27 protein-coding genes are annotated in these 24,025 nt (G+C 67.9%); 10 read left to right on the forward strand and 17 right to left on the reverse strand.

All coding sequences use genetic code 11. The features are described from left to right. Positions 1–34 precede the first annotated feature (34 nt). Complete coding sequence (locus tag ACO2RV_RS18825) at positions 35–1,087, reverse strand: LysR family transcriptional regulator (RefSeq protein WP_423295760.1); 1,053 nt, start codon at positions 1,085–1,087, stop codon at positions 35–37. Positions 1,088–1,463: 376 nt separating this feature from the next. Between ACO2RV_RS18825 and ACO2RV_RS18830 the strand changes: the two genes are divergently transcribed. The 3 genes from ACO2RV_RS18830 to ACO2RV_RS18840 all read left to right on the forward strand — a co-directional run bounded on the left by ACO2RV_RS18830 (position 1,464) and on the right by ACO2RV_RS18840 (position 4,117). Beyond that, complete coding sequence (locus ACO2RV_RS18830; protein WP_423295761.1) at positions 1,464–3,167, forward strand: uracil-xanthine permease family protein; 1,704 nt, start codon at positions 1,464–1,466, stop codon at positions 3,165–3,167. Between the two features lie 82 nt (positions 3,168–3,249). Continuing rightward, positions 3,250–3,651, forward strand: coding sequence for an STAS domain-containing protein (locus tag ACO2RV_RS18835; protein WP_423295762.1), 402 nt, complete (start codon positions 3,250–3,252; stop codon positions 3,649–3,651). A gap of 31 nt (positions 3,652–3,682) precedes the next feature. Further along, entirely contained in the window at positions 3,683–4,117 is a 435-nt protein-coding gene (locus ACO2RV_RS18840) for an ATP-binding protein (RefSeq protein ID WP_423295763.1), read from the forward strand. A gap of 16 nt (positions 4,118–4,133) precedes the next feature. Here ACO2RV_RS18840 and ACO2RV_RS18845 read toward each other — a convergent pair whose 3' ends face one another. From ACO2RV_RS18845 to ACO2RV_RS18860, 4 genes are all read right to left on the reverse strand, one after another. Further along, positions 4,134–5,729, reverse strand: coding sequence for a Na+/Picotransporter (locus ACO2RV_RS18845; RefSeq protein WP_423295764.1), 1,596 nt, complete (start codon positions 5,727–5,729; stop codon positions 4,134–4,136). A gap of 208 nt (positions 5,730–5,937) precedes the next feature. Further along, entirely contained in the window at positions 5,938–6,309 is a 372-nt protein-coding gene (locus tag ACO2RV_RS18850) for a response regulator (RefSeq protein ID WP_423295765.1), read from the reverse strand. 10 nt (positions 6,310–6,319) lie between these two features. Continuing rightward, positions 6,320–8,671, reverse strand: a complete 2,352-nt coding sequence (locus ACO2RV_RS18855) for a response regulator (RefSeq protein WP_423295766.1) — start codon at positions 8,669–8,671, stop codon at positions 6,320–6,322. Between the two features lie 16 nt (positions 8,672–8,687). Beyond that, positions 8,688–9,872, reverse strand: coding sequence for a PP2C family protein-serine/threonine phosphatase (locus ACO2RV_RS18860; protein WP_423295767.1), 1,185 nt, complete (start codon positions 9,870–9,872; stop codon positions 8,688–8,690). 220 nt (positions 9,873–10,092) lie between these two features. On the opposite strand from ACO2RV_RS18860, the gene ACO2RV_RS18865 reads away from it, so the two are divergent. After that, positions 10,093–10,416, forward strand: coding sequence for a hypothetical protein (locus tag ACO2RV_RS18865; RefSeq protein ID WP_423295768.1), 324 nt, complete (start codon positions 10,093–10,095; stop codon positions 10,414–10,416). A 30-nt stretch (positions 10,417–10,446) separates the two neighbouring features. On the opposite strand, the gene thrS is transcribed toward ACO2RV_RS18865, so the two are convergent. Both thrS and yidD read right to left on the reverse strand, forming a co-directional pair. Continuing rightward, on the reverse strand, positions 10,447–12,408 hold the full coding sequence (gene thrS / locus ACO2RV_RS18870) for a threonine--tRNA ligase (RefSeq protein WP_423295769.1): 1,962 nt from the start codon (positions 12,406–12,408) through the stop codon (positions 10,447–10,449). Between the two features lie 54 nt (positions 12,409–12,462). Next, positions 12,463–12,789: a membrane protein insertion efficiency factor YidD gene (yidD, locus tag ACO2RV_RS18875; RefSeq protein WP_423295770.1), complete on the reverse strand. Its 327-nt coding sequence runs from the start codon at positions 12,787–12,789 to the stop codon at positions 12,463–12,465. A gap of 71 nt (positions 12,790–12,860) precedes the next feature. Between yidD and ACO2RV_RS18880 the strand changes: the two genes are divergently transcribed. After that, positions 12,861–13,298, forward strand: a complete 438-nt coding sequence (locus tag ACO2RV_RS18880) for a hypothetical protein (RefSeq protein ID WP_423295772.1) — start codon at positions 12,861–12,863, stop codon at positions 13,296–13,298. Between the two features lie 6 nt (positions 13,299–13,304). Here the strand turns inward: ACO2RV_RS18880 and ACO2RV_RS18885 are convergent, their stop codons facing one another. Then, a complete protein-coding gene (locus ACO2RV_RS18885; protein WP_423295773.1) occupies positions 13,305–13,772 on the reverse strand; it encodes an iron-sulfur cluster assembly scaffold protein in 468 nt (155 codons plus the stop codon). Positions 13,773–14,008: 236 nt separating this feature from the next. On the opposite strand from ACO2RV_RS18885, the gene folE reads away from it, so the two are divergent. Both folE and hisI read left to right on the forward strand, forming a co-directional pair. Next, on the forward strand, positions 14,009–14,653 hold the full coding sequence (folE, locus tag ACO2RV_RS18890) for a GTP cyclohydrolase I FolE (protein WP_423295774.1): 645 nt from the start codon (positions 14,009–14,011) through the stop codon (positions 14,651–14,653). Between the two features lie 34 nt (positions 14,654–14,687). Continuing rightward, the gene (hisI, locus tag ACO2RV_RS18895) at positions 14,688–15,173 is read left to right on the forward strand and encodes a phosphoribosyl-AMP cyclohydrolase (RefSeq protein WP_423295776.1); all 486 of its coding nucleotides are present in this window, start codon (positions 14,688–14,690) and stop codon (positions 15,171–15,173) included. Positions 15,174–15,189: 16 nt separating this feature from the next. Here the strand turns inward: hisI and ACO2RV_RS18900 are convergent, their stop codons facing one another. Together ACO2RV_RS18900 and ACO2RV_RS18905 are read right to left on the reverse strand one after the other, a co-directional pair. Next, positions 15,190–15,621, reverse strand: a complete 432-nt coding sequence (locus tag ACO2RV_RS18900; RefSeq protein ID WP_423295777.1) for a CBS domain-containing protein — start codon at positions 15,619–15,621, stop codon at positions 15,190–15,192. Between the two features lie 161 nt (positions 15,622–15,782). Then, on the reverse strand, positions 15,783–16,556 hold the full coding sequence (locus ACO2RV_RS18905; RefSeq protein ID WP_423295778.1) for a rhomboid family intramembrane serine protease: 774 nt from the start codon (positions 16,554–16,556) through the stop codon (positions 15,783–15,785). A 275-nt stretch (positions 16,557–16,831) separates the two neighbouring features. Here ACO2RV_RS18905 and ACO2RV_RS18910 point away from each other — a divergent pair, with 275 nt between their 5' ends. Next, entirely contained in the window at positions 16,832–17,485 is a 654-nt protein-coding gene (locus ACO2RV_RS18910; protein WP_423295779.1) for a transglutaminase-like cysteine peptidase, read from the forward strand. Between the two features lie 71 nt (positions 17,486–17,556). On the opposite strand, the gene ACO2RV_RS18915 is transcribed toward ACO2RV_RS18910, so the two are convergent. The 7 genes from ACO2RV_RS18915 to ACO2RV_RS18945 form a co-directional block, all read right to left on the reverse strand. Beyond that, complete coding sequence (locus ACO2RV_RS18915; RefSeq protein ID WP_423295780.1) at positions 17,557–18,087, reverse strand: gamma carbonic anhydrase family protein; 531 nt, start codon at positions 18,085–18,087, stop codon at positions 17,557–17,559. A 4-nt stretch (positions 18,088–18,091) separates the two neighbouring features. Next, complete coding sequence (locus ACO2RV_RS18920; protein WP_423295782.1) at positions 18,092–18,304, reverse strand: DUF3126 family protein; 213 nt, start codon at positions 18,302–18,304, stop codon at positions 18,092–18,094. Positions 18,305–18,420: 116 nt separating this feature from the next. Continuing rightward, positions 18,421–19,272, reverse strand: coding sequence for a serine O-acetyltransferase (cysE, locus tag ACO2RV_RS18925; RefSeq protein WP_423295784.1), 852 nt, complete (start codon positions 19,270–19,272; stop codon positions 18,421–18,423). 277 nt (positions 19,273–19,549) lie between these two features. After that, the gene (locus ACO2RV_RS18930) at positions 19,550–20,302 is read right to left on the reverse strand and encodes an alpha/beta fold hydrolase (protein ID WP_423295785.1); all 753 of its coding nucleotides are present in this window, start codon (positions 20,300–20,302) and stop codon (positions 19,550–19,552) included. Between the two features lie 85 nt (positions 20,303–20,387). Beyond that, positions 20,388–20,762, reverse strand: coding sequence for a DUF4087 domain-containing protein (locus ACO2RV_RS18935; RefSeq protein WP_423295786.1), 375 nt, complete (start codon positions 20,760–20,762; stop codon positions 20,388–20,390). A 65-nt stretch (positions 20,763–20,827) separates the two neighbouring features. After that, complete coding sequence (locus ACO2RV_RS18940) at positions 20,828–21,802, reverse strand: hypothetical protein (RefSeq protein ID WP_423295787.1); 975 nt, start codon at positions 21,800–21,802, stop codon at positions 20,828–20,830. A 62-nt stretch (positions 21,803–21,864) separates the two neighbouring features. Beyond that, complete coding sequence (locus ACO2RV_RS18945) at positions 21,865–22,371, reverse strand: hypothetical protein (protein ID WP_423295788.1); 507 nt, start codon at positions 22,369–22,371, stop codon at positions 21,865–21,867. 154 nt (positions 22,372–22,525) lie between these two features. Here ACO2RV_RS18945 and ACO2RV_RS18950 point away from each other — a divergent pair, with 154 nt between their 5' ends. Both ACO2RV_RS18950 and ACO2RV_RS18955 read left to right on the forward strand, forming a co-directional pair. Further along, on the forward strand, positions 22,526–22,774 hold the full coding sequence (locus tag ACO2RV_RS18950; protein ID WP_423295790.1) for a zinc-finger domain-containing protein: 249 nt from the start codon (positions 22,526–22,528) through the stop codon (positions 22,772–22,774). Between the two features lie 22 nt (positions 22,775–22,796). Beyond that, positions 22,797–23,990, forward strand: a complete 1,194-nt coding sequence (locus ACO2RV_RS18955) for an FAD-dependent monooxygenase (RefSeq protein WP_423295791.1) — start codon at positions 22,797–22,799, stop codon at positions 23,988–23,990. The last annotated feature ends 35 nt before the right edge of the window (positions 23,991–24,025 follow it).

Raw genomic sequence — 24,025 nt, forward strand, 5'->3', positions numbered from 1 at the left:
CTTTGGACAAAGACCGTTCGCCAAACGCGAACGCTCATGCGGCCGGCCGGCGCGGCCGCGCCCCGGAGGTCCCGCGGGCGCTGAGATGGTCGAGCAGCAGCCGGGCCGGCGGCGGCAGGGCGCGGACGTCGCGCACGATCAGCTTCAGGTGACGCTGGGCCCAGCTGTCGCGCAGCGGAATCGCCTTCAGCTTCATGCTCTTGCCGAGAATATCGAAGGCCCGATCGGGAATGATCCCGACGCCCATATTGGCCTGCACCATGCGGCAGACCGCATCGAAGCCAGGCACATGCACGCGCAGCTTGATGCGCCGCCCGGCCAGGCTGGCGGCATATTGCGAACGCAGATAGATGGAGCTCGCAGCGTGCAGCCCGATATGGTCGAAATCGAGCGTCTCCTCGAAATAGACCCGCTCGAACCGTGCAAGGGGGTGGTCGCGGCGAGCAACGATCACCAGCCGGTCGCGCCGGTAGCGGAAGGCTTCGAGCGTACGACTCTCGGCGTCGCCGGCGCAGATGCCGAGATCGGCGGCGCCCTCCTCGATGCCGCGCACCACCTCCGAACTCGGCCGCTCCTGCAAATCGAAACGCAGCAGGCTGTGTTTCTCCAGAAAGGACGGCAGGTCTTCGGGAAGGAACTGCACGATCGCCGAGAGATTGGCCAGCATGCGCACATGACCGCGCACCCCCAGCGAATATTCGCCGAGCTCGACTCCCATCTTCTCGATCGTCAGCAAGGTCACGCGGGCATGGTGCAGCAAGGTCTCGCCGGCCGGCGTCAGCGCCATGCCGCGCGCCAGCCGGTCGAACAGCGGAACGCCGAGAATGTCCTCGAGATCCGACAGGCGCTTCGACACGGCCGAGGTGGCGATGCCCTCGCGGTTTGCCGCGCGGGTCAGCGCCCCCTCTTCGCCGATGGCGATGAACAGACGCAGCGAGGTGAGATCGACCCGCCGCAGGAATTGCTGCATGGCCGGGGTCGAGGCGCCACCCGTCGCGGCGGCCGACCCCGCCGCCAGCGCGGACGGTCGCAGGGCCGGGTCCCGATCGTCCGGCGGAAGGGGACGGCGCGCCTGTAGAGGGGCCATGTGGGGAAGGCTCGTCGCTCGCCATTCGCGGGTTGGAAACGCAGCAAGCCTATCACCCGCGCCTCCGCGCGGCGAGAGCGGCAGGCACTTTCCACCAGACAGGAACGCGAAGCGCCGCCGGTACAGGCTGCCGCGTGTGCCTCATCGGCGCGCGACGGCGGCTCGGGCTCCGCGTCGCCTTGCTCCGCGCGCGGCGAAATACCATAGTCGCCCGCGGGGATTCCCGGGGATCTGGCCTTGGCGGCGTGCACGGTGCGCGACGCTGGACGAGTACCAGCGGAAAGTTCTTTCCCAGACGCCGTTCCTGCCGCCTCCATCCCTGCCGCCCGACCCGCTTCCGCCTCCCGACAGAGCCGACCGAGAGTTCGCACCCACGATGCCGCGCAAGCCTTCCAACATCGTTTATTCCGCCGATGAGAAGCCCCCGATCGGCACGGTCATCGCCCTCGGGCTGCAACACGCGACGCTGGCACTGCTGTTCCTGGTCTATCCGCTGGTCGCGGCCGAGGAAGCAGGACTGAGCTTCGACGACACGCAGGTCCTGCTCACCAGCTGCATCATCTTCATGGGCATCGCCACCATCGTCGAATGCCGGCCGCGGCCCGGCGCGGGCATGCTGCTGATCCAGATGCCCAATACGCCGCATTTGCCGCTCGCCGTGCAGTCGCTGACGGCCGGCGGGCCGGCGCTCTATGCCGCCATGAGCCTCGTCGCTGCGCTCACCCAGCTGTCGCTGACCCGCTTCATGAAGGCGCTGCGCGCGGTGTTTCCGCCGGAGATCTGCGGCGTCGCCGTCACCATGCTCGGCGTTGCGCTGGCGCCCGCCGCGCTGCGGCGCGTCTTCGGGCTGGCGCATGAGGGCGGCGCCGCGCTCGACCCCAACTATCCCTTGGTGAGCTTCGTCACCGTTTTCATCATCATCACCCTCGCCATCTTCTCGCGCGGGCTGCTGCGGCTGTTCGCCGTCGCCATCGGCGCCGCCGCCGGCTGGGTGCTGGCAGCCGTCGTCGGCATCGCGCCGGCGCCGGCCGACACTTTCGGCCAGCTCGCCTATATCGACCTGCCGCGCATTGGCTTTCCTGGCCTGGCCTGGTCCTGGGCGCTGCTGCCGGCAGCCATCCTCACCGGTATCATCTCCGCCGTCGACATGATCAGCACCGTCGTCTCCATGCAGCGCATGGACGATGCCGACTGGCGGCGCGCGGACATGGAGCAGGCCGGGCGCGCCATCCGCGCCAACACGGTAGCCGACATGGGCGCGGCGCTGACCGGGGGATTCGCCAGCGCCTCCTCCTCCGCCGCCATCGGCGTGGCCTTCGCCACCGGCGCCACCGCCTGGCGCATCGGCATCGCCGCCGGCGTGGTGATCCTGCTCGCCGCCTTCTCGCCGCGCCTCGTCGGCGCGCTCATCATCATCCCGCCGCCGGTGATCGGCGCCATCCTGGTCTATGCCTCGGCCTTCCTCATCGTCGCCGGCATGGACCTCATCCTCTCCCGCCGTCTCAGCGACCGGCGCATCTTCACCGTCGGCCTGTCGGTACTGGCCGGCCTCGCGGTGGCGCTGCTGCCCGAGCTGGTGCGCGCGACGCCGGCCTGGATGCAGCCGATCCTGGAATCGCCGCTCTCGGTCTCCACCGCCGTCGCGGTGGCGCTCAATCTGTTCTTCCGCATCGGCATCCGGCAGGAAGCGTCCGTCCCCGTCACCGCCGACGACAACCCCTTCACGCTGACCACCCAGTTCCTCGAGACGCAGGGCGACATATGGGGCGCGCGGCGCGATGTGGTGGCCGCCGCCATCCCCGTGGTCGCCGAGGCGGCGGAGATGCTGGTCGACACCGGCGTCGCGGAAGACGGCGTGGAAATGGTCGCGCGCTTCGACGAGAACAATTTCGACGTCGTGCTGGTCTACAAGGGCGCGGCACTGGAAATCCCCACCCTTCGGCCCTCTCCGGAGGACCTGCTGGGCGACGCCCAGACTGTGGCACGCTTCGTGGGCTACATGCTCAGCAAGCGCGCCGACAAGCTGGTGCTCGGCCGGCGCGGCGACCGCCAGACGCTGTCGCTGCGCTTCGAGCACTGAACGCCGCATGCGGGGTCGCCCGCTTGCGCCCATCCGGCTTTGTGGCTAGTTCTGGAGCGTGCGGTCGCGCGGCGGGCCGACCATGTCCGCCGCACCGCAGCAGGCCGATATTCGCTTTACCCAGCGTGACTTCAGCGGGATTGTTGTTGCAATGCAGATTGACCGTTTCGTCGAGAGAGACATCGTCATCACGGCGGTGAAGGGGCGTCTCGACAGCAGCAGCTCGCACAAGCTCGACGAGTTCCTCGCCGCCGTTCCCGAGGGCAGCAGCGCCCTGGTGCTGGACTTCGCCGAACTCACCTATATCAGCTCCGCCGGCCTTCGCGTCGTGCTGAAGGCGACCAAGCTCGCGCGCGGCGCCGGCGTGCCGCTGGTCATTTGCGGCCTGGTCCCGCAGGTGCACGAGATCTTCGACGTCAGCGGCTTCACCACCCTGATCCCGATCCATGCGAGCCGGGAAAGCGCCCTCGCCTCGCTGCCCTGACCGTCCTTCCCGCGCGGCGCCGGAAAGGCCCATGAGCATCCGCGAGATCGATCTGCGCCTGCCGAACGAGCTCTCGCAGATCGAGCCGCTGATGGCTGCGCTCGACGAATTCGTCGAGGCCAACGACGTTCCCGCGCGCGCGGCCGGCCAGCTTCTGCTGGCGGTCGACGAATTCCTCGCCAATGCGGTCGAGCACGGCTACCCCGACGGGCGCCGGGGCGAGATCGGCGTGCATCTCGCTTATGCCGGCGATCACGTCGAGCTGGTGCTGTCCGATGACGGCGATCCGTTCGACCCGTTCACGGCGCCGCCGCCGGACCTCACCGGCTCGATCGAGGAGCGGCGCATCGGCGGCCTCGGCATCCATCTGGTGCGCAACTTCGCTCGTTCCTGCGTCTACCGCTTCGAGCACGGGCGCAATGTGGTGACGCTGACCTTCGCGTTGCAGGATAGCACCGCACGCTGAAAGACACGCCCACGGGCTAGTCGGCGTCGAGCGAGCGGTGCACCTGGGTGAAGTCGTTCACCAGCCCGCGCGCCTGCCAGACGATGCGCTCGAACAGTACCGTCATGCGGAACAGCGCGTTCTGCGCCGCCGGGGCGATATCCTCCTGCGAGGACAGCCGCAGCCGCAGGCTTTCCATCAGCTGGTCGCGATGGCCCAGCAGGCCGAGCACGAGCGTGGGATCGTCCGCGCCGAGGCTGTCGGCATGCTCGGCCACCGCGCCGAGAATGGCGTGCAGCGCCTCGACCAGCCGGCGCGCCGTCGGCACGCCGCGCGCATGGCTCGCCTCGCCGGCGAATTCGGCCAGCGCGTCGTGCAGCGCTCCGGCATTGGTCGCCGCCTCGTCGAGCAGCAGCGCCATCGACACCTGCTGGCGGGTCAGCTTGCCGTCGAGCAGCGCGGCGAGATAGTCCTTCACCGTGCCCGCGAGGCTGTCGCCAGCGGTCTTCAGCGCCGCGACCGGCGGACTTGCCGGATCGCCATCCTCGCGCACGCCGTCGAGCAGCAGCGGCAGCCGTCCGGTGAGCCGGGCAAGTTCGCGCAAGGCGAGGTCGAGTGTCGCATCCGCGTCGTTCATCGCCTCGCGCAGCAGGAAGGCCGGCTGTGCCAGCGTCTCGGCCGGGCTGGCCGGCATCAGCCGCGCCAGCACGTCCCGCGTCGGCCGCTCCAGCAGGCTAGTCGCCAGCGCCCCGCCGACCTGTGCCAGCAGGAACACCACCGCGATCTGCCCGCCGGCTTCGGGGCCGGCATGCGCCAGCACCGCGCCGACTTCTTCCGGGAAGGCGTGCGCCGCGCAGGCGAGCAGCGCCAGCAGCAGCGATCCCGCGAGCTTCTGCACCACCTGCAGCGCGAAGACCACGCGCCCGCTGGTGGTCTCGCCGGGGATCAGCACCGCATTGTTGAGGCTGCCCGCCAGATTGGCACCGGCGACCAGCGGCAGTGCGGCCCCGACATGCAGCAGATCGCCGCTGACCGCCGCCACCGCGATCGCCGCCGCCACCGACGAGGACTGCGCGGCCAGGGCGAAGGCGCCGCCGATCAACGCCAGCAGCCAGGCATTGCCCAGCGCGATCTGCCACATGTCGTGGTGCATCAGCTGGTCGCGCACCGGGCCGACTGCGATGGAGACAAGATACATGCCGAAAAGCAGCAGCGCGCCGCCGAGCGCCGCCTCCAGCGCATTGCGCAGCCGCTCGCCGCGCGCCAGCCGGAAATAGGTGGCGAAGCCGACCACGCCGATCACCACCCCGGCCGGCGTCGCCGTGTCGATGGCGACGATAAGCGGCAGCAGCGCGGTGCCGATATTGGCCCAAGTCGGCGCCATCAGCGCCGGTCCGTCGGGCAGAACGCCGCCGCGCACGAAGGAGACGATGATCCAGGAAACGGCGGTGGAGCTCTGCGTCACGATGCCGGCGATGGTGCCGCTGATCGCGCAGCTCACCCGCCCGTGCAAGGCGTGCGCGAAGGCCGCGCGCGCCCGCCGCCCCACCAGCGGCACGAGATTGGCCGAGAGGCTGCGCACGCCGATGAAGAAGAGCCCAAGCCCGCTGAACAGCAGCGCAATCGTCGGCATTAGGCTGGAATACCCATGATGCAGCAGGCCAGCAGGCCACCCTCTTCAATCCGGACCGCGACGCGGCAATGGCTCATAGCACCGGCGAACACCGCGCCCTGCCGGGCACTGACGGTGAAACACGGCACCAACGCTTACCCGGCAAACTTCGTGCCGTTGTCCGTCGTCATTGTGACAGTTGGACGACAAATCGCGCCGCAACGCCCTTTCATCCACCACTCCCGAGCAGCGCGTTGATCTTCTCCAGCAGCCGCGGCAGTTCCACCGGCTTGGTGTCGAAATCATCGCAGCCGGCCGCCATCGCCTCATCGCGGTCCTGCGCCATGGCATGCGCGGTGAGCGCGATGACGGGGATCTTCGCCGTCGCCGGGTCGGCCTTCACGCGGCGGGTCGCCTCCCAGCCGTCGAGGACCGGCAGGCTCATATCCATCAGGATCAGGTCGGGTCGCTCGGCGCTCGCAAGGTCCACCCCCTCCTGCCCGTTCACCGCCACCACGACCTCGAAGCCGTTTCGCGTCAGCCGCCGCGAGAGCATGTCGCGGTTCATCTCATTGTCCTCGACCAGCAGGATCTTCGTCATGTCCGTCGCCTCACGCCGTCTTTCCCGCTGACTCGCCGCCCGTCCCCTTGCTGGCAATGGCCGCCAGCGCCGAGCCGAGCGTGCCGATGGGCTGCGCGCTCTTGTTGAGGATCAGCAACGTGTTGCGGGCCAGGAAATTGCGCTCGCTGTCGGTCAGCTCCTTCGCCGTCAGCACGACGATGGGCAGTTCGGCGAAATCGGGGATGGCACGCACCCGTTCGAGGAACTCCAGCCCGTCCATGACGGGCATCATCAGGTCAAGCAGCACCAGCGCCGGGCGGGGATGCGCGCCGAGCCAGTCCAGCGCCTCGCGGCCATTGCCCGCCTCGGCTGCGTGCAGCCCGACATCCTCGATGGTCGCACGCACCAGCGTGCGCACCTCGGGATCGTCATCCACCACCAGCACGACACCCTCCTCCGCACCGGGGGCGAATTTGTGCACCAGCGCGATCAGCCGCCGCCGGTCGACCGGCTTGGTCATGTATTCCGACGCGCCGAGCGAATAGCCGAGATTCCGGTCGTCGACGATGGTCAGCATGATGACGGGAATATGCTCCAGCGCCGGCTCGGACTTCATGATGCCGAGCACCGACCAGCCGTCGATCTTCGGCATCATCACGTCGAGCGTGACGATGTCGGGCGGGTCCTTGCGCATGATGTTGAGCGCCTCGATGCCGTCGCGGGCATGACGCAGCACATAGCCTTCCTTGCCCAGCGTCGCGGCCAGCACCTCGTGCACGGCCGGATCGTCATCGACCACCAGCACGGTGATGGCGCCAGGCTCGGCCGGCGCGCCGGGATCGATCACCTCCGCCTGCGGCAGCTCGGCGGGGGCCGCCTTCGCCTCGACCGGCAGCTCGATGGTGAAGGTCGAGCCCTCGCCCGGTGCACTCCTCACCGAGATCGAGCCGCCCAGCATGGCGGCGAAATGCTTGGTGATGGTGAGCCCGAGCCCGGTGCCGCCGAAATTGCGCGTGGTCGAGGAATCCGCCTGGGTGAACGCCTGGAACAGCCGCCCCATCTGTTCTTCGGTCATGCCGATGCCGTTGTCCGACACCTCGAAGCGCACCATGCCGCCACCATCCGCCTGCGTGTCGCGGGAGAGGCGCAGCGTCACCTGCCCGTTCTTGGTGAACTTGGCGGCGTTGCTCAGGAGGTTGAGCAGGCTCTGCTTCAGCTTGGTGAGGTCGGTGCGCAGCGAGCCGATGTCGATCGGGCAGTCGATGACGAGGACATTGTCGTTCTTCGTCATCATCGGGCTGACGATGGTCTTCACCTCGTCCACCATGCGGGCGAGGAACACCTGCTCGAGATAGACGTCCATCCGCCCGGCCTCGATCTTCGACAGGTCGAGAATGTCGTTGATGAGGCCCAGCAGGTGCTTGCCGGCCGACTGGATCTTGTCGAGGTCGGCGACCATCGCCGTGTTGCCGTCATCCGCCGCGTCCTCGGCGAGGATCTCGCTATAGCCGATGATGGCGTTCAGCGGCGTGCGCAGCTCGTGGCTCATATTAGCAAGGAAGGCCGACTTCACCCGGCTCGCCGATTCCGCCGCCTCCTTCGCCTCGCGCAATTGCTGTTCCATGCGCACGCGGTCGGAGATGTCGACGAAGGTGGCGATCACCGCGCGCGAGCCGCGGAAATCCAGCTCGTCATGCGAGACCTGGGTGGAGATCGAGGTGCCGTCCGCGCGCGGCAGCTGGAACTCGCGCTCCTGCGCCGGGGCGAGCAGGATGTCCATCAGCTCCTGCGCCTTCTCCGGCGCGGCGAACATGGCGGAGAACGGCTTGTCGATCAGCTCGGCGGGATTGCGTCCCAGCAGGCGGCCGAAGCAGCCATTGAGATGGCGGATCGTCCGGTCCTGCACATCCATGATGACGAGGCCGACCGGCGCGGCGGCATCGATGGCGCGCAGCTGCTCCTCGTCCTCGCGCAGCTTCATCTCGGCGAGCTTGCGCTCGGTGATGTCGGTGTAGATGGCGATGAAGCCGCCGCCGGGCACCGGATCGCGGCGCACTTCGAGGATGGTGCCGTCCGGGCGGGTGCGCTCGAAGCGGTGCGGCTTCTCCAGCTGGGCGAGGCGCTTGGCCAGCGCGACCTCGATGTCGACGTCGCCGAACTCGCCGCGCGCGCCGAGATAGCGGATATAGTCGGAGAAGGTGTGCTCGGTGCCGAGGAATTCCTCCGGCATGTCGAGATAGTCGCGGAACAGCTGGTTCCACGTCACCAGCCGATGCTTGGCGTCGTACATGGCGACGCCCTGCGCCATGTTCTCCAGCGTCGCGCGCAGCAGCGTCGCCTCGCGGCTGTCGTCGCAGGCATGCTCATGAGAGGTGCGCCCGTGAGCGCTGTCCGTTGCCATGCCTTCCCCCTCGCCTTCAGTGTTCGCCATGGTGCGGCGGCAGGGTGAGCAATATCCCCGCCATGTCGTCGAAGGCGGGAAGACCGGCCTCGAAGGCCCGCACATCGCCCGCCATCCGCGCCAGCGCCGTCCCCGATTGAATGTCGTCCGTACCGGCGAACAGCGCGCCGAGCCGCTCCTCGCCATAAAGCGCGCCGGCGCGGTCCTGCGCCTCGGTGAAGCCGTCCGTCACCACCAGCAGCCGGTCGCCCGGCGCCAGCTGGTGCGTCGCCGCGCGATAGGGAAATTCCTCGACGATGCCGAGCGCCGGCCCGCCCATGCCGGTCAGGCGCGTCAGTTCGCCGGCCCCCCGCAGGAAGGGCGGCACATGGCCGGCGCGCACATAGGACAGCGTGCCGGACGGGACATGCAGCACCGCCAGCAGGAAAGTGACAAACATGCAGCCGTCATTGCCCCGCGCCAGCGCATCATTGGCCAGCGCCACCGCCCGTGCCGGATCGGTGAAAAGCTCCATGGCGTCCGGCCGCGCCGACAGCGAGCGGAAGATCGAATGGGTTCGCGCCATCATCAGCGCCGCCGCCGCTCCCTTGTCGGAGACGTCGCCGATCGCAAGCACCATCAGTTCGTCGCCGACCGGGAAATAATCGACCAGATCGCCCCCAACCTCCTTGGCCGGCAGCAGCAGCACGTCGACGGCGAGCGGCCGCCCGGCCACCGCGCCGCGGAAGGGCGGCGGCACCAGCGCCAGCTGCAGCGTGCGCGCCTCGTTCAGCTCGACCTGCTTGCGGAGCAGCTCGTCGCGTGTCTGGTCGCGCAGCGCCTTCTTCTCCAGCGTCGCGGTGACGCGGGCGCGCAGCAGGATCGGGTTGAACGGCTTGAACAGGAAATCGTCGGCGCCCAGCTCGATGCAGCGCACCACCGGCTCGATCTCGTTCAGCGCCGAGATGACGATCACCGGCAGTTCATTGATGCGCCCGTCCGCCCTCAAGGCCTCCAGCACGCCGAAGCCGTCGAGCTCCGGCATCATGATGTCGAGCAGAACGAGGTCGTAGCGCGTGCGGGCAATGGCGGCGAGCGCCTCGTTGCCGTCGGCCGCCTGGTCGAATTGGCTGTAGCCGAGCCGGCTCAGGCGGCGGATCAGCAGGTCGCGGTTCTCGGGAACGTCGTCCACCACCAGGATCGACGCGCTCTGCCCTGCCATCGCCTGCTTCCGTTACCGTCGGGAAATTCCGGCAGGGAGAGTCGCCCGCCGCTTCAGCGCGGAATATCCACGCAAAGCACCGGCTTAGCAACGCCTGCCCCTCCATGCCCTTGCGTCAGACGAGAGGGCCGGCGCCGGCAGGCGCGCATCCGGGTGCCGCGGCGCCATGGCATTGCGCCGCGCCTTACCCTAGATAAGAGGCCACGCACGAGGAAGATCGATGCACAGATTGTACGGTGCCGCCACGGCCGCACTGCTGGCCATGACGGGCGGCGCCAGCGCGCAGAGTTCCCAATTGTCGAATCCCTACACGCCGCAGCGCCCGAACTCGGTGCAACCGAACAGCCAGAACCTGATGCAGGGGCCCAATTACTGGACCCAGCAGCAGCGCCGGCTGAACGTGCCCGGCGCCGATGCCAATCCCAGCCTGCGGCGGCAGACCCAGCCCTACACCGCGCAGCCGCCGTCTCCCCCCAAGGCACCGCCCCGGCCCGCCGAAACGCCCGTGCCGGCCGAGACCCCACCCAAGCCGCCGGTCCTGTAAGGAACCGGACGGCGGGCAAAGCCGCAGCGCTCAGTCGCGCAGCCGATCCGGCGGGCTGGCTTCCGCCACCAGCGAGGCCAGCGCCTCGTCCAGCGTCAGCGTCGTCTGGTTCGGCGAACCCAGCCGGCGGATCGACACCGTCCGCTCCGCCGCCTCCTTGCGCCCGACCACGATCAGCGCCGGCACCTTGGCCAGAGAGTGCTCGCGCACCTTGTAGTTGATCTTCTCGTTGCGCAGGTCGAGCTCGACCCGAAGGCCGCGCTTCTTCGCCGCCGCAACGATCTCCTGCGCGTATTCGTCGCCTTCCGAGGTGATGGTCGCCACCACCGCCTGCACGGGCGCCAGCCAGAGCGGGAAATGCCCGGCATGGTGCTCGATCAATATGCCGGTGAAGCGCTCCATCGAGCCGCAAATGGCGCGGTGGATCATCACCGGCGTCTTCTTGGTGCCGTCGGCATCGACGTAGAAGGCGCCGAAGCGCTCCGGCAGATTGAAGTCGACCTGCGTGGTGCCGCACTGCCATTCGCGGCCGATGGCGTCGCGCAGCGTGTACTCGAACTTCGGCCCGTAGAACGCGCCCTCGCCCGGCAGGATGCCGGTCTTGATGCGCCCGCCGGACTGCTTCTCGATGGTGTCGAGCACGCGGGTCATGACGTCTTCGGCATGGTCCCACACCGCATCCGAGCCGACGCGTTTGTCCGGCCGGGTGGACAGCTTCACCACGACCTCCTCGAAGCCGAAATCGGCATAGGTGGAGAGGATCAGCTCGTTGATCTTCAGGCACTCCGCCGCCATCTGCTCCTCGGTGCAGAAGATGTGGGCGTCGTCCTGGGTGAAGCCGCGCACGCGCATCAGCCCGTGCAGCGCGCCCGAGGGCTCGTAGCGATGCACCGCACCGAATTCGGCGAGGCGCATGGGCAGGTCGCGATAGGACTTGAGCCCGTGCTTGAAGATCTGCACATGGCCGGGGCAGTTCATCGGCTTCAGGGCATAGACGCGGTCATTGTCCTCGGTGTCGCCGGCCGGCTGCACCTTGAACATGTTGTCCTTGTACCAGCCCCAATGGCCGGAGGTCTCCCACAGCGACTTGTCGAGCACCTGCGGCGCGTTGACTTCCGCATAGTCCGCAGCGAGGCGGCGGCGCATATAGGCGACAAGGTTCTGGAACAGGCTCCAGCCCTTCGGGTGCCAGAACACGACGCCCGGCCCCTCCTCCTGGAAGTGGAACAGGTCCATCTCCCGGCCGAGCCGGCGGTGGTCGCGCTTCTCGGCTTCCTCCAGCTGGAGGATATAGGCGTCCAGTTCCTCGCGGGTGCGCCAGGCCGTGCCGTAGATGCGGGTCAGCATCTGGTTGTTGCTGTCGCCGCGCCAATAGGCGCCGGCCACCTTCATCAGCTTGAAGGCGTCGCCCACCTTGCCGACACTCGGCATATGCGGGCCGCGGCACAGGTCGAACCACTCGCCCTGCTTGTAGATCTTGAGCGACTGGTCCTCGGGGATCGCGTCGACCAGCTCGACCTTGAACGCCTCACCCTTCTCGGCGAACACGCGACGCGCCTCGTCACGCTCCCACACTTCCTTGGTGAAGGGCGCATCGCGGGCGATGATCTCGCGCATCTTCTTCTCGATGGCGACGAAATCGTCCTGATTGAACGGCTCGTTGCGGAAGAAGTCGTAATAGAAGCCGTTCTCGATCACCGGGCCGATGGTCACCTGGGTGCCCGGCCACAGCGCCTGCACGGCTTCCGCCAGCACATGGGCGGCGTCGTGGCGGATGAGCTCCAGCGCTTCCGGGCTCTCGCGGGTGACGAGCTCGAACCTGGCGTCCTGCGTGATGGGATCGGAAAGGTCGCTCAGCACGCCGTCGAGCTTCATGGCGAGCGATTTTTTCGCCAGGGATTTGGCGATGGAGGCGGCGACCTCGGTGCCGGTGGTGCCGGAGGCATAGGCTCGGACGGCGCCATCGGGGAAGGTGAGATTGACGTTCGACATTTCGCTTTTCTCCTGCCCACTCCTGCGAACCACGCAGGTAGGCTTGTTGGTCACTCAGTTCTCGCCGGTCTCCTGTTTCGGAGCCCGCGCGTAGCGCCACGGCATATACCACGCGGCTTTTGGCGGCAATTCGACCGGCACCGCCTCATAGCCCGAGCCGCCCCACGGGTGGCAGCGGCAGATCCGCCCCGCCGCCATCCAGCCCCCGGCCCAGGCGCCGTGGCGGGTGATGGCCTGATCGGCGAATTCCGAACAGGTCGGGAGATAGCGGCACTGCCGGCCGATGAAGGCGGACAGGCTGTAGCGATAGATCAGGATCGGCGCCCGCAGCGCATAACGCGGTGCCAGTGCGAACAGACCGATGACGCTCCGCACGGTCATCGCCCGCCCCTAACCGGGAACCGCCGGGATTCCCGCGCGTTGGCGCAGGACGCAACGCCGAGGACACCCGCATGACGAAGAACTACGTGCTGCCGGCCCTTCTCCTCGCGGCTCTCGGCCTTGCCGTGCTCCCGCTTCCCGCCGTGGCGCAGCCATCCCCCAACGATTCCCCACCGGCCGCCCCGCCCGGCCCCGCCGGCGGGACCCAGCCCGAGGCCGGGGCAGCCGCCGCGCCGGATGTCGATCCGGACATGCAGCGCATCGCCGCCTGCAAGGCGCAAGCGCTCGCCCGGCTGAAGCAGCGCTCCCCCTCGGTGGAGGACATCTATATCGATGTGGACGGCCTCACCGTCGCCACCGCCGACGCCAAGCTCGGCGACACGGCGGTGAAGGGCGTGATCATGGGGGAGGCCTATATCCAACGTGACAAATCCGATTCGGCGAACCGCTTCCTCTGCCTCACCGGCGAGAAGGGCGAGGTGCTGTTCACCTTCTTCACCGAGCGGTGAGGCTTCTCACTCCGCCGCCTGCGTGGTGTCCGCAGGCGCGCCTTCCTGGCGCGCCTCGATCTGGCCGACCGCGTCGACCACGGCGTCGAAGGTCAGCATCGTCGAGGCGTGGCGCGCCTTGTAGTCGCGCACCGGCTCCATCACCGCGAGTTCAGCCCAGCGGCCAGCGGGCGGCGGGCCGTTCTCCTTCAGCATGCGGCGCATCGCCTCGCGCACCTCGCGCAGCTCTGCCGCGGTCGAGCCGACGACCAGTTCGCCCATGACCGAGGATGAGGCCTGTCCGAGCGCGCAGGCGCGCACTTCATGGGCGAAATCGGTCACCACCCCGTCCTGCATTGCCAGATCGACCGTCACCGTCGAGCCGCAAAGTCTGGAATGCGCGGTTGCCGTCGCATCCGGCGAGGCAAGCCTGCCCAGACGTGGTATATCGGCGGCCAACTCGAGAATGCGGCGATTATAAACCTCGTTCAGCATGCCTTGTCCGTCCGTCGAACCGCAGGCGCCTCGGCCTGCATTGCGGCCCACCCTGTCCCGCCTATATAGGAGCGGTGGTCGGCCGGCGAAAGCAACCGGATATCGCTTCCGGGGTTTTCGTACGGCGGCTATGATTTCGGCGCGACGCTGATCCGTGGCGGGTAAAGGCACGTATGGCGAGTGATACTGATGACACTTCGGCTTCCGGTGCCCGGAGCCGTCGAACGGAGCTCGTCATGGATGCCGTGCTTAAGTCGCTGATGCGTAGTGCCCGGAACGAGATGGAAGCCGCGGCCACGGCCGAGCAGCGCCCCTCCCGCGAGGAGGCAGAGGCCGCCGTGCGTACGCTCATCGCCTGGGCCGGCGATGACCCGCAGCGCGAGGGCCTGCTCGACACGCCCAAGCGCGTGGTCCGCGCCTATGAGGAGCTCTACAGCGGCTACCGCGCCGATGCCGGGACCATTCTCGACCGCACCTTCGGCGAGATCGGCAATTTCGACGACATGGTGCTGGTGCGCGACATCGAGTTCTATTCGCATTGCGAGCACCACATGGTGCCGTTCGTCGGCAAGGCGCATGTCGCCTATTTCCCGGTCGAGCGCGTCGTCGGCCTGTCGAAGATCGCCCGCATCGTCGACATCTTCGCCCGCCGCCTGCAGACGCAGGAGCACCTGACCTCGCAAATCACCACGGCGATGGACGAGATCCTCAAGCCTCGCGGCGTCGCGGTGCTGATCGAGGCCGAGCACATGTGCATGGCCATGCGTGGCGTGCGCAAGCAGGGCGCCTCGACCGTCACCTCGCAGTTCACCGGCGTCTTCCGCGACGATCCGCAGGAGCAGGTTCGCTTCATGAGCCTGCTGCGCGGCATGCGTCCGTGAAGTCCACGCCGATGACGACGCGCACCGTGATGCCGTGACCGCCCCCCTGTTCTCCCCGCGCGGCTCCATCGCCGAGATCGAGGAAGGCGACCGCCTCGCCCCCAAATTCGACGCCGACGGCCTCATCACCGCCGTTGCCGTCGATGCGGATGACGGCGCGGTGCTGATGCTCGCCCATATGGATGCGCAGGCCCTCGCCCTCACCATCGAGACCCGCGAGGCGCATTATTTCAGCCGTTCACGCCGGAAGCTCTGGAAGAAGGGCGAGGAGAGTGGCCACGTCCAGAAGCTCGTCGAGCTGCGCGTCGACTGCGACCAGGACGCCGTGGTGCTGCGCGTGCGCATGGAGGGGCCGGGCGCGGCCTGCCACACCGGCCACCGCTCCTGCTTCTTCCGCACGGTGCCGCTCGGCGCGGCACCGACGCCGGAACTGAAGCTCACGCTCAACGAGGCCGGCAAGCGCTTCGATCCGTCAAAGGTCTACGGCGCGCCCAAGAAGACCGACACGCCGCGCTTCTGAGGGCGGCGAGGCTCTCTCACGTCGACATGATGTATTCGCGCATCGCGGTGCTCTCGCGCTCCATCTCGGCGAGGCGATGCTTCACCACGTCGCCGATCGAGACGAGGCCGATCAGCTTGCCGCCCTGCACCACGGGAAGATGGCGGAAACGGCCGGCCGTCATCTGCTCCATGATCTGATGCACGGATTCGTTGCCGTCCGCGGTGACGACCTTCGAGGTCATCACCTGGCTCACCGTGTCGTCGAGTCGGGTCGGACCGTCGAGGCCGATCACCCGCACGCAGTCGCGCTCGGAGATGATCCCCACCACGCGACGCTCGGCATCGGTCACCACGATGGCGCCGATGCGCTTCTCCGCGAGCAGTTCCACCGCCTGGCGCAGCGTCGCGTCGGGCGGAATCGTCTGAACGTCGTGGCCCTTCTCGTTCAGGATCGAACGCACAGTCATGGCACAGCTCCTTCCCAGCATTGGCGCCCGGTCGCTCGATGCGTTGGGCGCTCGTTTTCGCCGTCGCCGTCGATGCGGCGCGGTCGGTTATGGGGAAATGATGGGTCTTAATGCCGCAGGAGGCAATAGGAATCCCAGCAGGGATTCCCCAGCGGAAGCATTCAGCCGTTGCGCTGGCGCATGAAAGTCGTGTCGTCGGGGGTGCGGCGCACCGGGTCGAACAGCGGGAACAGCAGCAGCCCGACGATGAAGCCGCCGATATGCGCCTGCCAGGCCACGCTGCCATCGGCGATGCCGAGCGGCGCCGAGACGCCGAAGGCGAGGTTGATGACGAACCACACCGCCACGAAGGCGATCACCCGCCGGTCGCGCATCACCACGGAAAGCGGCGGCGCGGGATAATCGACCGCCGTGCCGAACATCTCCGGCCGCCAGGCGACATAGGCCTCGGAGGCGAACATGAAGCGCAGCGCCGCCGCCATGCAGCCGGAAACCGCGGCCGAGGCGCCGATCATCGGCACGATCTCGCCCTCATGCGTCAGCAGGTGCAGTCCCGCCCCTGCCGCCGCCGTGGCGGTGAAGAACAACAGGAAGCGCAGCACGCCGAAGCGGCGCGCCACCGGGCTGCCGAAGGCCAGCATCCACAGCAGGTTCAGGCCGACATGGGTCCAGCTGCCATGCAGGAAGGCATAGGTGACGAAGGTCCAGATATCCGCCGCCGTGCCGCCCGGCAGCACGCCCGGCGTCAGGATCGACGGGTCATAGCGCGCGGGAATAAAGGCGAACAGCGCGAGGATCTCCACCGCCGTATCCGGATCGACCCAGTCGCGCACGAGCTGGATAGCAAGCATCACCGCCGCCAGTCCGGTGATCACCGGCGGCACGTTCAGGATCGGCTGGCGACGCTGGGCGGAGACTTGGGAGGGATCGAGCACGCCGATCACATAGGCCGCGCCACGCCTCAGGGCAAGGGCACCGGCGCGCCGTTCGGGCGTGCCCCGGGCGCCACGACCAACCCCTAACCGCGCCGCGTCAACGTTATGAACGCAATGCACATGCCTATGGTTAACACTGAATCCATTGGTTAACGGCAAGAGAAAAAGGTGTTAACGGTGTCTATCTGACGTACTTACGAATTCTCGGCATCGCTTAGACCAGAATAAAAATCTCCATGCGATGATCTCATCCATAGACAGGAATGAGGTACGCGATGAAAATGAGGCTCGAACGAGCCCGTCTCGCGGTGTTGGCGGTGACGGCAGGCGCGTTGTTCGGCGCGCTTGTCGGCGCGCCGGCGGCCGACGCGAATGACAGGCTGGCGATGCGGTCGAATTTCGCCGCCAACATGGTGGCGGGCAACAAGACCTCCACGCCGATCGGCTACGCGCAGTTCTGCGCGGAAAACCCCAATGAGTGCGGCGGCGGCAACGGGCGCGGCGGCAAGGTGGCGCTGACCGAGGCCAATCTCACCCAGCTGCGCACGGTGAACGACGAGATCAACCAGCGCATCAAGCCGTTGACCGACCTCGAACATTACGGCGAGGTCGAGCGCTGGTCCTATCCGGACGACGGCTATGGCGACTGCGAGGACTATGTCCTGCTGAAGCGCCGCACGCTGATCGAACTGGGCTGGCCGGCGGAGACGCTGCTCATCACCGTGGTGCGCGACCGTCAGGGCGACGGCCATTCGGTGCTCACCGTCATCACCGATCGCGGCGACCTGGTGCTCGACAATCAGGAGAACGTGATCGTCTCCTGGCACGAGACCGGCTACCGCTTCGTCAAGCGCCAGACGCAGGGCAACCCCGACCAGTGGGTCTCGCTCGGCGACGTGCTGGCCCCGCTCACCGTCGGCCAGAACTGATACCATCCGGCGAGGGGCGGCAGCGCTCCTCGCCAATTCTCGTTATCCCGGACGGGGGCCGCCCCGCCCCGTCAGTCGACGCGGGTCAGCCCGGCCGCGAAGCGCCGCCAGTTGCGCACATAATGCGCGGCGGTGCCGTGGATGCGCTTTTCCATTTCCGCGCCATGCTCGCGGATGACCCGCGCCGGCGCCCCCACGATCAGGCAATTGTCGGGAAATTCCTTGCCCTCGGTCACCAGCGCGCCGGCGCCGACGAGGCAGTTGCGGCCGATCTTCGCCCCGTTGAGGATCGTCGCCCCCATGCCGATCAGGCTGTTCGGGCCGATGGTGCAGCCGTGCAGGATGGCGCGATGGCCGATCGTGCAGTCTTCCCCGATGGTCATGGGGAAGCCGGGATCGGTGTGCAGCACGCACAATTCCTGGATATTGACCCGCGACCCGAGCGTGATGCGCTCGTTGTCGCCGCGGATCACCGAACCGAACCACACGCTCGCCTCGTCGCCGAGCCCGACATTGCCGATCACCTCGGCATTCGGGGCGATCCAGAAGCGGCCGGGCGCCGGCAGGTCGGGGGCGACGCCGTCGAGCGCGTAGACCGGCATGCGATCAGTCCTCGAGGTCGGTGTCGAGGATCGCCATCTGGAAGTTGAAGGACAGGTCGCCGTCCTCCTTGTCCTCGAACAGGACGCCGATGAACTCGTCACCGATATAGACCTCGGCCGAGTCCTTCTTCTTCGGACGCCCGACGACGCGGATCTGCGTGTTGTTGAACAGACGGCGCATATAGGTCTGGACGCGCTCGAAATCCTTCTTTTCCAAAGTCCGTGCTCCCGAGGTGCATGATGTTGGGCGGCAGGCTTGCCACGCCGGGCGCGCCCGCGCAACCCGGCAGGATGCGCCGTCCCCCTGTCTGCCGGCTCGGTGGACGTCGGACGTCAGATCGCCTCGCCGAGGAAGGTCAGCGGCGTGTCGAACATCTGGTCCATGCTGCGCGAGGGTTCCGAACAGCCGGCCTCCCCGATCACCTTGGCCGGAACACCGGCCACGGTGGTGCCGGCGGGCACGGGCTTCAGCACCACCGAGCCGGCGGCCACGCGGGCGCAGCGGCCGACCTCGATATTGCCGAGTACCTTGGCACCGGCGCCGATCAGCACGCCGCTGCGAATCTTCGGGTGGCGGTCGCCATGCTCCTTGCCGGTGCCGCCGAGCGTGACGCCTTGCAGGATCGAGACATTGTCCTCGATCACCGCCGTCTCGCCGACCACGATGCCGGTGGCGTGGTCGAAGAAGATGCCGCGGCCGAACGGGGCGGCGGGGTTGATGTCGACCTGGAACACCACCGAGGCGCGGCTCTGCAGATAGAGCGCGAAATCCCGGCGCCGGTTCTTCCACAGCCAATGCGCCAGACGGTGGGTCTGGATGGCATGGAAGCCCTTGAAATAGAGCAGCGGATCGATCGCCCGCTCGGTTGCGGGATCGCGGTCGCATACCGCGAGGATGTCGGCGCGGATGGCGAGGCCGAGTTCCGGCTCCTCCTGCGCGGCCTCGCGAAACGCCTGGCGGATCAGGTGGCTGGGCATGTCGACATGGTCGAGCCGCTGGGCGATGCGGTGGCCGACGGCCTCCTCCAGCGAAGGATGGTAGAGCACTGTCGAGAAAATGAAGCTGGCAAGCGCCGGTTCGCGCGTGACGATGGCCTCGGCCTCGTTGCGGATGCGCGACCAGACGGGGTCGACCTTGTCGAGCGCGCGCGCGATCTCGACGCGATGGAGAGTGTTCGTAGCCATTTTTTACCCTCGCCGTTCGCCCTTGGGCGCCGGCCAGATGTCCCGAGTTGAAGCAAGGCTAGCATAGGCGTCCGCGCCGGCCTACGCCGCCGCCATTGCACGGATGCACGAATCCGTACCCCTCGCCTCGCGCACCGGAACGTTCATGCAGAAGGCCGGCCGCGGCCGAACCCTTTCGTCGACAATGCCCGGCAACCGATTCCGTTGACGGGGCTTTCGGGCTTTGCTGCATCAAAATGCAAGCTCGCCCCGTAGCTCGTCCTACCCGGTTGCCGGCCTAATGCGGCTCGGCGAGGAAGGCGAGAACCGCCTCCTTGAACACCTTGTCGCCCACGGCGCGCATGTGGTCGCGGCCGGGAATATCGAGCGCCCGCGCGCCCGGAACGAGAGCGACCAGCGGATGCGGCGAGCCGGCCACGTCGTCGCGCGTGCCCACGGCGATCAGCGTCGGCACGCGGATGCGGCCCACCTCCTCCCGGCTCAGCGTGCGGCGCGAGCCGTAGATGCAGGCGGCGAGTGCGCGCCGGTCGCTGCCGGTCTGCTCGGCGAAGGCGCGGAAGGTGCGCCCCATCGGATCGGTCACCTCTTCCAGGCTGGGCGCCAGCAGCGCCTCCGCCACAGTCACCGGGAGGCCCGCCCCTTCCACCAGATGGATGCCGATGCCACCGAGGATGAGCGAGCGCACCCGCTCCGGTGCCCTCAAGGCGAGACAGGAGGCGATCCGCCCGCCCATCGAATAACCCATCACGTCGACGCGCCGGAGCTCGAGATGGTCGAGCAGCGCCAGCGCGTCGCCCGCCATGATGTCGGGATCATACGCCGCCGCGTCGTAGAGCTTGGAGGACGCCCCATGCCCGCGATTGTCGAGCGCGATCACCCGCCGCCCCGCCCCCGTCAGCGTCGACACCCAACCCGGCCCGACCCAGTTGATCTCCTTGGTCGAGGCGAAGCCGTGGATCAGCAGGATCGGCTCGCCCTCGCCCTCGTCGAGATAGGCGAAGTCGAGGCCGTCATGAGTGAAGGTCGGCATGCGTGCGGGCTCCGAAATCGGGAGCGCGCAACCTAATGAGCCGGCCCGCCGCTGCCAAGCCGGTGCGACGGGCCGGACGCCCGCCCTAGTCAGGCTTCGTCAGCGTCTTGTCGTTGCGGCAGCGCGCCAGCGGCAGGATCTTGCCGGAATAGATCCGGGTGATGTTCTTCTCCGCCTTGTCGGTGTCGACGCTGAAGCAGGCGCAGCCATAGCCGTAGCCGTTCGGCTGCAGCTCCACATATTGCTTGGGGTCGAAATCGGGCGCGTGGTCGTCGAAGCCTTCGGCGGTCATGCCGCCTTGCGAGCGCATCCACCAGTCGCCGTCGCGGTCGCTGAGATAGAAATTGCGCGGCGTGGGGTTCACATACCAGCCGCAGCGAGTCTCCGCCGCCTCGGCCGCGCCGCAAGCGAGGCTCCCCATCACAACCGTCAGTGCCAGAGCCGCCGCGCGCATGTTCATTCCCCCGCCGTCACCTGCACGATGATCCTACAGGCTCGGCCGCATCGTCCTATCGGGACAACGCCCTACGCAAGCCGGACGCGCGGCGTCCTCCACAGGGGCCGCAGCATCGCCACCGCCATGGCGTTGAACGAGGAGACGAGGCCGAACAGGTTGAGCGCGGCGGCGATGAGCCAGAAGCCGAGCTTGGCCATCGCCTCGGTCACGAACAGCGCGCCGCGACCCAGCGTCTTGATCACCGCCAGCGTCTGCCCGCCCTTGGCCTGTGACAGCCGGGCCAGCCGCGCTGCGCCGGCCGCGTCGTCGACATGGCGCATGCCGGCAAAGGCCGCCCGCGTTCCTGCCTTCGCACCGGCGGCACCGAGATCGGCCAGCACGCCGGCCGCCTGCGCCTGCCGTCCGCCCCTGAGCGCGGCGGTCAGATTGCCGGCGAAGCGCCCGCCGAGCACGCCAGCCCGCCTTGCGCCCTTGAGCACGCTCAATCCCGCCCGCAGCGTCAGCGGCGCGCCAAAGGCGGCATAGGTCGCCCCCGTGGCAACGATGCCGAGGCCGGCGAGATCGACCATCAGCGTGTCGACCGGCTCGCCGCGTGCCCAGTGCACCGCCTCGCGCCCGAGATCGCGCACATCGCCCCACACGGTGAGGTCGCTGGCAGTGGCGCCGGCGAGACCCGCAAGATCCTCGCTTTCGCCGGTGAGGAAGCCCTTGCCGAAGCGCCCCGCCCCGCGGGCCATCCTCGCGCCGGGCGCGTTCAGCACCATCGCTTGTGCCCTCCGACCGGGCGCCACCGCGATGCTCCGCGCATCGGCCAGTTCGATGAAGCTCGCCGCCATCTCGCCATCCTCAGAGGCGAGCGCCGCGTCGAGCTCCTGCGCCACCCGCGCCTCGTTCAGCGTCCGGTCGAGCTGGAGATCGGCGAGGCGCGCCGCATCGTCGCGCGCCATCACCAGGTCGAGCGCATGCCGGCCCACCGGGAGCACCCAGTGCGCCGCGCCGGCAAAGGCGAGCAGGAAGGAAACGGCAGCGAGAAAGCGACGCATGATGGGATGTGGCGACCCGGCGGCAGTGCCGCATGGTCATGCCCGGCCATTGTGGCGAAGGTTCAGCCGGCGCCTGTTTCGACATGTACCTTTTCAGCCGATCGCACCGCCTTGTGAAACCCGTTCCCAAGTCGCTCGATGCTTCCTGCGATCAAAATACATAGAACAAGATAGCGGCGAGCGGGTCTCAACTCGTCATAAGGAACGGTCTTGTCAGCAATTGGCAGACCAATTTGGGTTGGGAGCCTGATTAGATTCCCTACCGCGGCAACATGATTCTCCGTTATTTCGAAAATTCTTGTGTGGGCAAAATCACGACGATGCTTCGCGACAACTTTCGCAGCCTGGAAAACTTCGCCGGCGGCGCCACGGGCGAAGAGTGCATTTAGGTGCTTGCTAAGGGTGTCATGACCAAGAGCGCTATACTGTTCATACAATTTCTCCGCCGCCTTTTCAGCCGCCTGCTCCACCAAATGGTGGGAGCGGAGAAATACGCCGACGTCATCCTCAGAAGTCACCGCCGAGGACACTACATCAGCGGGAAGTTCGCTCTTAATCCATCCATCCATTGCCAGCCCCCGTACTGCTGTGACGAACCGACGAGCATCCTACCATCGCTGTCCACCGCCGCGACCGCTCATCCGTGCTTAACCGCCTTTTCCCCCGCCGCCGCAGCGGCTATGTTCCGCGCGACTATAACTCAAGCGCGGACAGGCGGACATCATGGCGGGCCACGTCGTTCCCCATTTCCAGAATTCGGCGGGGGTGCCGAGCATCTCCATCGCCGCCAAGGAATTCATGTGCGTCGGCGCCACGCCGCCCTACGACCACCCGCATGTCTTCCTCGACATGGGCGCGGAAGACGAGATCATCTGCCCCTATTGCTCGACCCACTACAAGTTCGACGCAAAGCTGCACGGCACCGAATCGGTGCCGCCGGGCGCGATCTACGAGATTCCGGCCGCCGCCTGACGCGGCCAGATTGGCGCATGTCGTGGCACAGCAGAACATCGTCGTCGCCGGCGCCGGCATAGGTGGTCTGACAGCGGCACTCGCCCTCGCAAAGGCGGGCTTCCGTGTCACCGTGCTGGAACGCGCCGGGGCGATCGAGGAGGTCGGCGCCGGCGTCCAGCTCGCCGCCAATGCGACACGCTGCCTCCAGGCGCTCGACGTCTATGAGCGCGTGCGCGCCAATGCCGTCGTCCCCGCCGGCTTCGCGGTGATGGACGGTCGGCGCGGCACGGTCATCACCAGCGCCCCCATGGGCGCCGCAGCCGAGACGCGCTTCGGCGCCCCCTTCCTCGTCATCCACCGCGCCGATCTGCAATCCGCACTGGCCACTGCCGCGCGCGAGATCCCCGCCATCGACATCAGGCTCGGGCGGACGGTGGACGGCTTCACGGCGCTGTCGAGCGGCATCGCCGTGCAGGCCGAGAGGCACGACGCGGCGTCAGGCGAGGACAGCGAATCCATCCACGCGCTCGCGCTGGTTGGCGCCGACGGGTTGCGTTCCGCCGTGCGCGGCGTGCTGCATCCCGCCGTCAGGCCGTCCTTCCGCCATCGCGCCGCCTGGCGCGCCACCATCCCCATCGCCGCCCTGCCCGCCCGCCTTGCCGATCCCGTCACCCGGTTGTGGCTGGGGCCCGGCGCGCACCTCGTTTCCTATCCGGTCAAGGCCGGCACGGCGATCAACCTCGTCGCGGTCACGCCGGACGAGCGGCAGTTGCATGGCTGGGGGCTGGCCGCCGCGCCGGAGGAATTGCTGGCGCATTACGCCGGCTGGAGCGACGACGCGCGCGCCTTGCTGCACGCGCCCGATAGCTGGCTGCGCTGGGCGCTGTTCGATCTCGATCCGCTGCCCGCCTGGGGCGCCGGCCCGGTGACGCTGCTCGGCGATGCCGCCCACGCCATGCCACCCTTCCTGGCGCAGGGTGCGGCGCAGGCCATCGAGGATGCCGTGGTGCTGGCGGATTGCCTGAAGGGCGCGACCGACATTCCCGCCGCGCTCCGTCGCTACGAGGCGCTGCGCCAGCCGCGTACCGCCCGCGTGCAGACGGCCGCGCGCGGCATGGACCGCCTCTACCACCTCTCCGGCCCCGCGCGCCTCGCCCGCGACCTCGTCATGCGCACACGCTCCGGTGACGCGATGCTGGAACGCTATCGCTGGATCTATGGCTGGCGGGCGTGAGAAGCGCGTTTCCCGGCTGAGGGCCGGCGCGTCCT

It is taken from the genome of Ancylobacter sp. VNQ12, assembly GCF_049445835.1.
GTDB lineage: Bacteria > Pseudomonadota > Alphaproteobacteria > Rhizobiales > Xanthobacteraceae > Ancylobacter.